The following is a 12662-nucleotide window of genomic DNA, read 5'->3' as shown; positions in this document are numbered from 1 at the left end:
GATGCGGGTGCTACTGGCCTTCGCGGGCAGTCGGGGTGACGCGCAACCGGGCGTGCTGCTCGGGCGCGAGCTCCTGCGCCGGGGACACGACGTGACCCTGGCGGTGTCCCCGAACCTGGTGGAATTCGCCACGGGGCACGGAATTCCGGTCGTCGGCTTCGGGCTGGACAGCGCCGAGCTCTTGCGTGCACAGGAAGAGGACCGGCGGGGCGGTAGCTGGAACCTGCGCGCGCGCTTCCGGGCGCTACTGGAGTTGCAGCGCCGCGGATTCGCCGAGGCCGCACGGGATCTGCTCGCCGTGGCGGACGCGGCCGAGCTGCTCGTCACCGGCATGGCCTGTGAGGAAGTCGCCGCCGAAGTCGCCCGCGGACGCGATATTCCGCTCGCTGCCCTGCACTTCTTCCCCATACGTCCGAACCGCGCGGTCCCCGTACTGCCGACCGCACTGGGCGTCCACCTGCCCGGAGCGCTCAACCGCGCGGGCTGGCGGGCACTGACCGCGCTCAGGGCCCGCGCTCTGGCCCGGGAAATCGCTGCCGTACGTTCCGTGAGTCCGCGGAAATACCTGCAACGCACCAGTATTCAGGCATATGACGCGGGGCTTTTCCCCGGTCTCGCCGCCGAGCTCCGCGGCGACGAACCGGTCACCGGCTTCCCCGTCGTGCCGGACTCGGGAACCAGGCGCACCGCACAACTCGCATCCGGTCGGGAACCTGGCCGGATCACGCCCTCCGCCGCGTACCGCGACGCTCCGGCCGCCGGTCTCGCCGCAACGGGCGCTGCGCCGCCGGACGTTGCGATCGACGCCGCGGTCGCGGAACCGCCGTCGACCGAATCCGTTTCGCGGCAGAAAGTCTCGGCGCAGGGGCCGGGTGGGACCCGCGAACCCGCGGTGCGCCGGCCCGCCGCGGCGCCCCGGGGCATTCCGTTCGATTCCGAACTGCACACCTGGCTGGATGCCGGCGATCCGCCCGTGTACGTCGGCTTCGGATCCATGCGGGTCGGTGACCCACACGATCTCGAGCTGCTGGTTCGCACCGCGTGCAAGCGGCTGGGCCGGCGACTGTTGCTGACCGGCACGGCCTTTCGGCCGGGGCTCACCCCCGATGTGGCCGTGGTGGACCAGGTCGACCACGGCGTGGTGCTGCCGCGCTGCGCGGCCGCCGTGCACCACGGCGGCGCGGGCACCACGGCCGCCGCGCTGCGCGCCGGTGTGCCCCAGGTGATCTGCGCGATGCAGGCCGATCAGCCCTTCTGGGGGCGGCAGATCGAGACGCTCGGACTCGGGGCCGCCATGCCGTTCGGCGCGCTGTCGGCCGACCGGCTCGAACGCCTGCTGCAGCGAGCGGCCGACCCGGACGTCGTGCTGCGCGCCGCAGCGCACGCAGCCCGCTTTCGTGACGACGGTGTCGCGCGAGCCGTCGATGTCATCGAATCCCTTGTGTCGTCCGCTCTTCCGGCAGCACCGCCGGAGCGAGCGATCGCACCCGTCAGGATCGGAGGTGCCTCATGAGCACCGAGTTCGCCATCGAGACCCGGGGGCTCGGCAAGAGCTTCGGGTCCCTCACCGCCGTCGGCGGAGTGGATCTGCGGGTCGCCGCGGGCACCGTGTTCGGATTGCTCGGCCCCAACGGCGCGGGCAAGACCACCATCGTGCGCATGCTCGCCACCCTGTTGCGCCCGGACAGCGGCAACGCCCTGGTCTTCGGCCACGACGTGGTGCGCCAGGCCACGGCGGTGCGGTCCATGATCGGGCTCACCGGCCAGTACGCCGCGGTGGACGAAAACCTCACCGCCATCGAGAATCTGCGGCTCTTCGGGCAGCTGCTCGGACTGACCCGCCGTGCCGCCACCCTGCGCGCGCACGAACTGCTCGAGGAGTTCGAGCTCACCGCCGCCACTCAGCGCCGGGTCGGCACCTTCTCCGGCGGCATGCGCCGCCGCCTGGATCTGGCGGCCACGCTGATCACCCTGCCGCCCCTGATCTTCCTGGACGAGCCGACCACCGGCTTGGATCCCCATACCCGCGAACGCATGTGGTCGGTGGTCCGCGGTCTGGTCGATCGGGGGGCGACGATCCTGCTCACCACCCAGTACCTGGAGGAGGCCGACGCGCTCGCCGACCGCATCGCCGTCATCGACAAGGGTGTCGTGGTGGCCCAGGGCACGGCGGGCGAGCTCAAATCCTCACTCGGAGAGGAGATGTTGCGCATCGATCTCGTCGACGCGGCCCAGCGCCCGCTCGCCGACGCCGCCGTGGAACGCATCATCGGGGTGACCCCGCTGCACGGGGACACACCGGCCACCCTCTCGGTACCGCTGAACGACATCGACAGCGCCGCCGATGTGCTCACCGCCTGCCGCACCAGCGGAATCCGCCTGCGCGGCTTCGCCGTCGACCGCCCGGACCTGAATTCGGTGTTCCTGGCGCTCACCCAGCACTCGACAGACAGCAGGGCCGCGTCATGACCGTTCTCGACACCGCACCCGCCCGGCCCGCCGCACGCGTCCGGCGCCGCCCCACCGTGGTCCACCTCGGACCCCGTGCGGGCCTGCGGCAATCGCTCATCATGGCCCAGCGCGGCATGCTCACCTTCCGGCACAGTCCCCAGTTGCTCTACGACGCGGTGCTGCTGCCGATCATCGGCCCGCTGCTGTTCGGCAGCGTGTTCGGCACCGCGATCGCGGGCAGCATGCACGCCTACCTGCCCACCCTGATTCCCGGTGTGCTGGTGCAGATCGTGCTCACCTCCTCGGTGGCCACCGGCGTCCAGCTCTCGGAGGACATTCGCTCCGGCGTCTTCGACCGCTTCGTGGCCATGCCGATAGCGAGGTCGGCGCCGGTCACCGGGGCGCTGGTGGCGGGCGCGACCCGCTACGTCATCGCCGCGGTGATGGTGCTGCTGGTCGGGTTCGGGATGGGTTATCGCCCGGAGCATCCCGGCGGTCTCGTGCTCGGCGCGCTGCTGGTGGTGCTGGCGACCACCGCCATGAGCTGGATCTTCGCCTTCATCGGCGTGACCGTCGCGCGCCCGGCCGCGGTGCAGGGCATGTCCATGCTGGTGCTGACCTTCCTCAGCTTCGCCTCCAACGCCCTGGTGCCCGAGGAGGCCATGCCGGCCTGGTTGCGGCACGTCTCGGACTACAACCCCGTCTCCCACCTGGTGGCCGCGGTGCGCACCCTCGCCGACACCGGCGCCGGCGGCAGCGATCTGCTCTGGTCGGTGGTGGCCGCGCTGCTCATCGCTCTCGTCTTCGCTCCCTTGACCGTTCGCACCCTGCGCAAGCGCTGATCAGGAGGATTCACATGGCCGCACCCACCGCGCCCGTGTCCGCGCCGGTCGCCATGAACCGGCTCACCGCCGACGACGACCTGTTCCTCAAACTGCACGATCTGTACGGCAACGCCATCGTGAACCAGGTGGCCTGGCGCTTCGACGCACCCGTGGACCCCGCGGTCCTGGCGGGCCTGCACGCGCAGCTGGCACACGGATTCCTGGCCCGCCGGGTGCGCACCACCACCGTGCCGCTGGCCCGGCCCTGGTGGGTGCGCGCCGAGTACTCCCTGGCGCTGGGCCGGGACACCGAGCCGATTCCCGAGAACGGTGTGCTGGATTGGTTTCTCGCCCAGACCCGGGTGGATTTCGATCCCGTCGCGGGCCGGGTGTGGCGCCTGTCCGCCGCGCCCACGACCACCGGCGGCACCCTGCTGTCGCTGGTCACCTCGCACGTCGGCGCCGACGGCGGCGCGGTGCTCTACGCCCTGGGCGACGCGCTGTACCGGATCGACACCGGGGCCGCGCCGTCGGCGGCCGATGGTTCGGGCGCGCTGGTGGGAGGCACACCCCGAGATGGTCTGTACCGCAGGCATTTCGCCGACGCCGCCGCTCAGATCACCGCTGCCGCGCGGGGAGTGCGCGCGGCGGTGGCCGCCCGCGCGGTCACCGAACCCGCCCGCAATCCGCGCCCCGAAGCGCCGGCCCTCGACCTGCCGGAAACCTATGCCCCCGCCGACCTCGTCGTGGAAGTACCTCTCGCGGAATGGAACTCCGTCGCGGCCGCCCACGGCGGCACCGCGAACGGCCTCATGATCGGCGTCGGAGTCGGCGTGCTGGGCCGTTCGGGTCGCATCGCCGACGGCGCGCGGGTGCGGGTCGACATCCCGCACTCGATGCGCGGCCCGGACGACCCGCGCGGCAACGCCACCACCGGCCTGCCCATCGCGGTGCCCTACCGCGCGGGGGAGCGCACCGATCTCGCGCTGGTGCGCGCCGCCATCAAACAGGCCGCGCGCGCCTACGCCGATCCCGCCACCACGCCCGCGCTGCAACACCTGCAACCGGTGCAGATGATGCTGCCGCGCTTCGTGCTCGGCTACTTCTCGCGCACCGCCAAGGCACCGGAGTGCCTGTGCACCAACCTCGGTGAGACCGGGCGCGCGGTGGCCACGATCGGCGGCGTGCGGGCGCGCACCGTGCTCATGCGCCCGGTGGTCTGCGCCGGTCCGACCGAACTGTTCCGCCGGATCGAGGTCGGCCTCAACCTGTCCTGGTCGAGTGACGGTGACACCGTGACATTGGCGGTGACCGGCGCGGATCCCGATCGCTTTCCTTCCCGCGCCGCGCTGCGCGAGTGCGTCGCGGCCGAATTCGCGGCCTGGGGCCTGGATCCGGTCTTCTGGAGCTGACCGGGCGGCACGGCGGCGGTTGACGCCTCCGGGGATAAGTGTAACCATGAGATACAGTAATTTTGGTCACTCCCAGGAGGCCTGACAATGGTGTCAGTACCCACTACCGCCGATTCCGTGCTCGCGCTCGCGCAGAGCTACGCGGACAAGGTCCTGCTGCTCTCGCAGGGCTCGGTCGACAAGCATTTCGATCCCTACGCCGACATCGATTGGGACAACTCGGCTTTCGCGGTCATCCCGAACGATCCCCGCTGGATTCTGCCCGCCGCGGGCGACATGTTCGCTCGCCATCCCTGGTATCAGGCGCAAACCGAGGATCGCAAGATCGAGATCGGGCAGTGGCGCCAGGCCAATATCGCCAAGGTCGGGCTGCAGTTCGAAACCCTGCTCATCGGCGGCATGGTGCAGCAGACCTTCAAGCTGCCCAACGGCTCGCCCGAGTTCCGGTACTGCACCCACGAGGTCATCGAGGAGTGCAACCACACCCTGATGTTCCAGGAGATGGTGAACCGCATCGGGCGCGACGTGCCCGGGATGGGGCCGATCCTGCGACAGCTCACCTACGTGGTCCCGCCGCTGGCCGCGCTGTTCCCGAATCTGTTCTTCATCGCCGTGCTCTCGGGCGAGGAGCCGATCGATCACATTCAGAAGGCGATTCTGCGCGCGGGCGCGGACATTCACCCGATCATGCGCGGCGTCATGGCGATTCACGTCGCCGAGGAGGCCCGGCACATCTCCTTCGCCCACGAATACCTGGAACACCATGTGCCCGAGGCGAATCAGCTCGCTCGCTTCGTGCTCTCGCTGGCCTTCCCGATCGTCATGTGGATCGGCGGGCGGGCGATCATCATTCCGCCGCGCGCCTTCTTCCGGGAGTTCGGCATTCCGGAGCGGGTGCGCAGGGAGGTCTTCTTCGGGCTGCCCGACTCCAAGGAGACCTTCGCCGGGTACTTCGGCGACGTGCGCGCGCTGGCCCAGCGCATCGGGCTGATGAACCCGATCGCCAAGACCGTGTGGAAGGTGCTCGGCATCGGCGGTTCGACCACGCGCTATCGCTCGGAGCCGGATCGCTCGGGGCACACGCGCGCCGCGTAGTCGCGGATATCCCCAGGTCGGTGGACCGCCGTCACCCGCACCCCGGACGGCGGTCCGCGGCTATAGTAGACGTTACCCCGGATAACACGTAACATCCCGGGGACGCTCGGACGACGAAGCCCGGGCGGACGACCAGACGAAGCGAGTACCTCAATGACGCGGCATGTCGACGTACTGATCATCGGCGCGGGCCTGTCCGGTATCGGCATGGCCTGCCATCTGACCCGGGAGAACACTGGGCGCAGCTACCTCATCCTGGAGCGGCGCACCGCCATCGGCGGCACCTGGGACCTGTTCCGCTACCCCGGCATCCGCTCGGACTCGGACATGTACACCTTCGGCTTCGGCTTCCGGCCCTGGATCGGCACCAAGGTCCTCGCCGACGGGCCGAACATCCGCCAGTACATCGAGGACACCGCCGCCGAGTACGGCGTCACGAAGAACATCCGCTTCGGCCGCAAGGTCACCCGCGCGAGCTTCGACAGCAACGAGAGCCTGTGGACCGTCCAGGTGCTCGACGAGCAGACCGGCCAGACCGAGACCTACACCAGCGACTTCCTGATCGGCTGCACCGGCTACTACGACTACGACAAGGGTTACCAGCCCAGCTTCCCCGGCCAGGAGGACTTCACCGGGCAGATCGTGCACCCGCAGCACTGGCCCGAGGACCTGGATTACACCGGCAAGAAGGTCGTGGTCATCGGCAGCGGCGCGACCGCCATCACGCTGATCCCGTCCATGAGCAAGGACGCCGCGCACGTCACCATGCTGCAGCGGTCGCCCACCTACATCGCGGCGCTGCCCGCCGACGACCCGGTCGCGGTCGGGCTCAAGTTCGCGCGGGTGCCCGCGGCCGTGGCGTACAAGGCGGGCCGGGCGCGCAACATCGCGCTGCAGCGCGCCAGCTACCAGCTCTCGCGCACCAACCCCAAGCTCTCGCGCAAGCTCATGCTGGCCGCGGTGCGCGCGCAGGTCGGCCCGAACATCGACATGCGGCACTTCACCCCGTCCTACGACCCGTGGGATCAGCGCCTGTGCGTGGTGCCCAACGGCGACCTGTTCCGCATCCTGCGCAGCGGCAAGGCGTCCATCGCCACCGATCACATCGAGACCTTCACCCCGAAGGGCATCCGCCTGCGCTCGGGCGAGGAGCTCGAGGCGGACATCATCGTGAGCGCGACCGGCCTGACCGTGCAGATGCTCGGCGGCGCTGCGCTCGAGGTCGACGGCGAGACGCTGGCGACCCGGGATCTGGTGGCCTACAAGGGCGCTCTGCTCAGCAACGTCCCCAACGCCATGGTGATCCTGGGCTACACCAACGCGTCCTGGACGCTCAAGGCCGATCTGGCCGCCGAGTACTTCTGCCGCCTGCTCAATCACATGAAGGCGGAAGGCTATTCGCAGGTCGTGGCCGTTCCCGAGGAGGGCGATCGGTCCGAGGCCTCGCTCATGGGCGGTGCGCTCACCTCCGGCTACATCCAGCGCGGTGACGGCGTCATGCCGCGTCAGGGCACGCGCGGGCCGTGGCTGGTCATCAACAACTACTTCCGCGATCGCGCCATGCTCCGCAAGGGCGCCATCGAGGACGGCATCCTGCGGTTCCGCCGCGAGGTGAAGCGCGAGGCCGTCGCCACGGCCGAATCACGCTCCGCCTGACTGGATTTCGACCGATCGGCGCGGCGACCGCCGACCCCCCGACGCGGTAACCGCCCCCGGTCCGCGTCGAACCGGTCGAATAACGGTGGGCCGGGAACAGACCAGTTCCCGGCTCACCGGCTCTTTTCCGGGGTCGCGGGGGCGGGGACCATGAGCTGATGACCCACGCTCGAACCTTCTCCCTGCTTCCGCCCGGCGTCCGGAACGCGTTCGCGCCCACCGTGACCTACCTCAACGCCGCCAGTTACGGGCTGCTCCCGACGGCCGTCGCGGACGAGGTCGCCGCGGCCGAACAGCGCCGGGTGCGCGGGGAATTCGACATCTCGGCGGTCGACGGCATCGTCGCGAACTGCCGCGCGGCCCTGGGCCGACTGCTCGGCGTCGAGGCGAGTCGGGTGGCCATCGGCGCGCACGTCTCCCAATTCGTCGGTCTGGTGGCCGAGAGCCTGCCGGTGGGCGCGAACGTGCTGCTGCCGGAATCGGAGTTCACCTCGGTCATCTGGCCCTTCCTGGCGCGCAGGGATATTCGCGTGCGCACCGTCCCGTTCGCGGAGCTCGCCGCGGCGGTGCGCCCGGGTGACGACGTGGTGGCGGCCGCGGTCGTGCAGTCCGCCGACGGCGCGGTCATGGACGCCCCGGCGCTGGTCGCCGCCGCGCACGCCGCCGGAGCCCGGGTGCTGCTGGACGTCAGTCAGGCCGCGGGTTGGTTCCCGGTGCACGACACCGGCGCGGATTGGCTTGTCGGCGTGGGCTACAAGTGGCTGCTCGGCCCGAAGGGCACGGCGTTCCTGGCCGGTACGGACGAGGCTCTGGACACCCTGCGCCCGGTCGCCGCGGGTTGGTACGCCGGCGACGACCCGTGGGATTCGGTCTACGACGCCCCGCTGCGCCTGGCCCCGGACGCTCGGCGCTTCGATCTCTCCCCGGTCTGGCCCGCGTGGATTGGGCAACTACCCGCGCTGGAGCTGCTGCTCTCGGCCGGCATCGCCAACATCCGGGCGCACAACGTCGCCATCGCGAACCATCTGCGCGTGGGACTCCATCTGCCCGTGGGGAATTCGGCCATCGTCTCGGTGCCCGCGGACGCGGCGACCCTCGAACGCCTGCGTGCGGCGAAGGTGGTGGGCGCGGTCCGCGCGGGCCGCCTGCGCCTGGCCTGCCACCTCTACAACACGGCGGACGACATCGACCGCGCCCTGGAAGTGCTGCGCCCACGCTGAAATCCGCCCCGGCGCACATGGTTCGGGCCGAGCCGTCCGGCCGCCGCTGATCGTCGTTCCGGCCCGCCGACCCTGCCGCCAACGCGATTCCGATGGCGCTGCTCCATTTGTCCGGACGACGTGCGCCGCCGTCTGCGGTGCGCGGTCGAGCGTGGGGGATGCCGAGTGCGTACCGCCACCGGTCAGGTGATCGACGTTCGACACGCCCGGCCCCGGCGTTCGGTCGATCAGATGGGCTGGAAGCCCGCGCCCACGCCCTTGCCCGCGTCCACCGCTGCGCGCACCGAATCGAAGGATACGGCCACAACCGGGGTGTGGAAGGGGTTCAGGGCGCTGGTGCAGGTGAAGCGCATGGCCCGGGTGTCGTTGATCAGCGGGCCGGAGACCAGGCCGACCAGGCGATCGCCGAGCAGCAGCGGGCCGCCGGAATCGCCGTAGCTGGAACAGGCCTGCTCGATGAAACCGCCGGGTCCCGCGGACCACACGACGCCGCACGCCTCGCCTATGGTGCGGCCGTTCTGGCAGACCACGTCCCAGGCGCCCGGGGGAGTGGCCGCGAGACCGGCGATGGTGGTGCCGCCCACCGAGCGCAGCGGGGTGACCTTGGCCGGATCGAATTCGATGACCGCGTAGTCGAGGGTGTCGTCGGATGTGACCACGCGCCCGACCGCCCCCGCGTCCGGGAACTGCTCACCGGCGACCGGGGTGCCCGGTTCGCCGCAGTGCCCCGCCGTGAAGCCGACCAGGCGGCCCGCGTCGTCCCGTCCGATGGTGGTCAGGCTGCATTTTGCGTGCCCGCCGAGCACGATGCCCGAACCGCCGCCGAGTGCTGCCCGCTCCTCACCGGGTGCCGCCGATGCCGGGGCTGTCGCGGGGAGTGTGGCAGCGGCGATCAGTACGGCGGGTGCGACCCACCGGCGAAATCCGAGCATTCGAAACCATCCGTCCATCGCGACGTGCTGGGCAATCCATCCTGCCGGGGTAGTAGCCCCCAGTTTGCCATTTGAAACAGCGGGGCCCGCACGGGAGCGGCGCCGTCGCGACGGACACGCCGGTCAGGCCAGCCAAAGTCCCCGCTGAGCGGCGAACGGATCGGACTGAACGCGCGGGTTCTCGGCCCAGATCATGGTCTCGCGGCGATCCCGGGTGTAGCGCGGCCAGCTGGGCCCGGGGTCGGCGGTGGTGATGAAGGACACCCACGCGCGGTGCACGGCGTCGGCCAGCGCCTGGGGCGGATTGTCGCCCGCGACGGCGGTGACGCCCTGCGCCCGCAGGCAGTCGAAGGCGAAGGGCAGATCCAGGCAATGGAAGGAGCTGCCCTTGTTGTCGGGAGCCGTTGAGGCCCAAGTGAATTCGTACAGCCAGGTGGCCTGGTTGCGGGCCGCGCGATCCTCGGCGACCCGGTAGGTGGGTGCGCGCAGCAGGGTGTCGCTCTGTGCCTGGCCGAGAAGTTCGGCGGCGGAATCGCCAGGGTAGGCGGCCCGGAAGGCCTCGATGCTCGCGGGCGGCAGACCCAGGAACGCGAAGGCGGCGGGCAGGGTGGCGTCGGTGACCGGCTGGTCGCGGGTCATGGCGTTGAACTCGTCGCGGGTGAAACCGAGCAGCAGCGGAACATTGGTCGCCGCACCGGTTTTCAGCAGTTCGGTGCTGTCCAGCGGGATGGTGGTCCCGTCGGCGAAGGGCGCGAGCGCCAGCGTCGGGACCGTCTCGCTGCCCGGCCCGATCTCGCGCATCCTGTCCTCGCAGGACTGAATCCGATCGTCGGTGAGATCGCGCAGTGCGGCGGCGGTGGCGGGCAGACCGGTACGGGCGGTGAACAGCCGCGCCACCGCGAGGCCCGCGTCCCGGGAATTGGGCTGGGACAGCGCTCCCGAGGCGGAGATGCCGGCGTGGAACAGTCCGCGCGCGGACGGGGCAGCCATGAGCGCCCACACCGCGCCGCCGCCGGCGGACTGTCCGGCGACGGTGACCCGGCCGGGATCGCCGCCGAAGGCCGCGATGTTGTCGCGCACCCAGGTCAGCGCGGCGATCCAGTCGAGCACCGCCCGATTGTCGGGTGCGCCGTCGACGTGCAGGAAGCCCTCGATACCCAGCCGGTAGCCGATCGACACCACGACCACGCCGTCCCGGTTGAAGGCCGCCCCGTCGTACCAGGGACTGGCCGCTGACCCGGCCACGAACCCGCCCCCGTGAATCCACACCAGCACCGGCAATCCGGCGTCGGCGCCCGCCTTCGGGGTGAACACGTTGAGATTCAGCACCCCGTCCCCCGCGATGCTCGGCTCCGGAATAGCGGTGACCTCGGTCAGCGACTTGCGCTGCGCGGTCGGCCCGTAGGTGGTGCAGTCCCTGGTCTCCGCCCACGGCGTCACCGCCACGGGCGCGGCGAACCGCAACTCACCCACCGGCGGCTGCGCGTACGGAATCCCCAGAAACGCGACCCCCGTCTCCCGCTGCTCACCCCGGACGGGCCCCGACGCCGTGTCCACGACGGGCCCGCTCGCGCTGTTCGACTCCGTGGAACAGGCGCCGGCCAGCGCCAACACCCCCGCCCCCACGAACAGGTTCCGACGTCCGAATCGCTGCACAGCCATGTCAACCTCTGGTCGCTATTTAAGTCAATGGTTGAAATAATTGAACCTCAGCATAATCTCGACCTGTGAATCCCGCATCCGAGCCCGCAGACTCCGCCGCCGTGCGCCGGGCGAACCTCGGCCGGGTGCTGCGGCATATCGCGGAGCACGGACCGTGTGCGCGGACCGAGATCGCCTCGGCCACCGGGTTGGCGCACGGGTCGGTGACCGCGCTGGTGGGGGATCTGATCGAGCGGGGGCTGGTCGGGGAGGACGAAGCACCGCGCGGGGGCGGCCGCGGGCGGCCGGTACGGCCGGTGCGGTTGATTCCCGTGCGGGCGTTGAGCATTGCCGTGCAGATCACCGCCGAACGACTGTGCGTGGCGGTCGCCGATCTCGGGGGGACGGTGGTGTGGCGCGCGGACGAAGCGCATCACTGCCCGCCCGGACGGCCCGAGGTCATGGCCGACGCGGTGGCCGCCGCCGTCCGCCGGGCGGCCGCGGCGAACGGCATCGCCGGGTGGACCGCCGCCGCCTCCGGAACCGATCCGGGCGCGCCGCCGCCGGAGTTGCTGCGCGTGGTGATCGCCATGGCGGGGCCGGTGCTCGACGACGCGGCGCAGACCGTCGCCGTCGCACCGGATTTCGGATGGCTGCGACCGGTGCGATTGCGAGAGCTGTTGGCGGAGCGCCTGATCGGATCCGGATATGTGATCGACGTGATCAACGACGGCAACGCGGCCGCGTTCGCGGAATTTCACGCCCGCCCGCGGGCGCGTGGACTGGTGTTGATCGAAGCCGGGACCGGCATCGGCGGCGGGGTCGTGCTGAACGGGCGAATCCAGATCGGCAGTCACGGCGTCGCGGGGGAGCCGGGGCACATGCCGGTGGCCATGGACGGTCCCGCGTGCGTGTGCGGGGCGCGCGGATGCCTGGTGGTCTACGCGGGGCCCGAGGCCGTGCTGAACGCGGCGGGACTGGGCGACACGTTGCGCGAAGCCGGTCTGTCGGCGGCGAATTCGCTGTTCATCGCGGCCCTGACCGCGGGCGAGGCCCGGGCGCTCGCGGCGGCCGATATCGCCGCGCGGGCGCTGGGCGTCGCGGTCGTGGGAATTCACGCGCTGCTGGACGTGGAGGAGATCGTGCTCGGCGGGACGCTGGCGGAATGGTTCCCGTGGCTGCTGCCGGGCATCGAGGATCGCCTCGCGGGCCGCCGCGCGCTGACCCCCGCGCTGGATCTGACGGTGCTGCCCGCGGTGCTCGGCGCGGACGCGATGCTGCTCGGCGCGATCGAATACGCCCGGCGCGCAGTGCTCGCCGATCCGGCGGCGGTGCCGGTGCTGTCGGCGCGCACCCGCGGCTGAGACCGGCCCGCCGATTTTCTCGACAAAAGTCGCCACAGATTCGCTGATCTAGCGTTCAGTAGTGGTT

At 70.8% G+C, this 12662-nt stretch carries 10 protein-coding genes; 8 read left to right on the top strand and 2 right to left on the bottom strand.

All coding sequences use genetic code 11. The annotated features are described in order from the left end of the window. Position 1: 1 nt before the first annotated feature. The 7 genes from ABZ319_RS02865 (at position 2) to ABZ319_RS02835 (ending at position 8658) form a co-directional block, all read left to right on the top strand. On the top strand, positions 2–1513 hold the full coding sequence (locus ABZ319_RS02865; RefSeq protein ID WP_354984583.1) for a nucleotide disphospho-sugar-binding domain-containing protein: 1512 nt from the start codon (positions 2–4) through the stop codon (positions 1511–1513). Then, positions 1510–2469: an ATP-binding cassette domain-containing protein gene (locus ABZ319_RS02860; protein WP_354984582.1), complete on the top strand. Its 960-nt coding sequence runs from the start codon at positions 1510–1512 to the stop codon at positions 2467–2469. The genes ABZ319_RS02865 and ABZ319_RS02860 overlap by 4 nt, the downstream gene beginning before the upstream one ends. Then, positions 2466–3293 (top strand): ABC transporter permease, encoded by an 828-nt coding sequence (locus ABZ319_RS02855; RefSeq protein ID WP_354984581.1) that lies wholly within the window; start codon positions 2466–2468, stop codon positions 3291–3293. Before ABZ319_RS02860 ends, ABZ319_RS02855 begins: the two co-directional genes overlap by 4 nt. Before the next feature lie 14 nt (positions 3294–3307). Beyond that, the gene (locus ABZ319_RS02850) at positions 3308–4687 is read left to right on the top strand and encodes a hypothetical protein (RefSeq protein ID WP_354984580.1); all 1380 of its coding nucleotides are present in this window, start codon (positions 3308–3310) and stop codon (positions 4685–4687) included. 87 nt (positions 4688–4774) lie between these two features. After that, positions 4775–5782, top strand: a complete 1008-nt coding sequence (locus tag ABZ319_RS02845; protein ID WP_354984579.1) for a diiron oxygenase — start codon at positions 4775–4777, stop codon at positions 5780–5782. Between the two features lie 153 nt (positions 5783–5935). Beyond that, positions 5936–7438 carry an NAD(P)/FAD-dependent oxidoreductase gene (locus ABZ319_RS02840; protein WP_354984578.1) on the top strand — a complete coding sequence of 501 codons (1503 nt, stop codon included), beginning with the start codon at positions 5936–5938 and terminating at the stop codon, positions 7436–7438. A 158-nt stretch (positions 7439–7596) separates the two neighbouring features. Further along, on the top strand, positions 7597–8658 hold the full coding sequence (locus ABZ319_RS02835) for an aminotransferase class V-fold PLP-dependent enzyme (RefSeq protein WP_354984577.1): 1062 nt from the start codon (positions 7597–7599) through the stop codon (positions 8656–8658). Positions 8659–8885: 227 nt separating this feature from the next. Here ABZ319_RS02835 and ABZ319_RS02830 read toward each other — a convergent pair whose 3' ends face one another. Next, positions 8886–9590: a hypothetical protein gene (locus ABZ319_RS02830; RefSeq protein ID WP_354984576.1), complete on the bottom strand. Its 705-nt coding sequence runs from the start codon at positions 9588–9590 to the stop codon at positions 8886–8888. 123 nt (positions 9591–9713) lie between these two features. Beyond that, positions 9714–11252: a carboxylesterase family protein gene (locus ABZ319_RS02825; protein ID WP_354984575.1), complete on the bottom strand. Its 1539-nt coding sequence runs from the start codon at positions 11250–11252 to the stop codon at positions 9714–9716. A 65-nt stretch (positions 11253–11317) separates the two neighbouring features. Here ABZ319_RS02825 and ABZ319_RS02820 point away from each other — a divergent pair, with 65 nt between their 5' ends. After that, positions 11318–12595 carry an ROK family transcriptional regulator gene (locus tag ABZ319_RS02820; RefSeq protein ID WP_354984574.1) on the top strand — a complete coding sequence of 426 codons (1278 nt, stop codon included), beginning with the start codon at positions 11318–11320 and terminating at the stop codon, positions 12593–12595. Positions 12596–12662 lie beyond the last annotated feature (67 nt).

The organism is Nocardia sp. NPDC005978 (assembly GCF_040614455.1).
Taxonomy (GTDB): domain Bacteria; phylum Actinomycetota; class Actinomycetes; order Mycobacteriales; family Mycobacteriaceae; genus Nocardia.
Note: the sequence above shows the minus strand (reverse complement) of the source record. Positions and strands in the feature narration are given on the sequence as shown.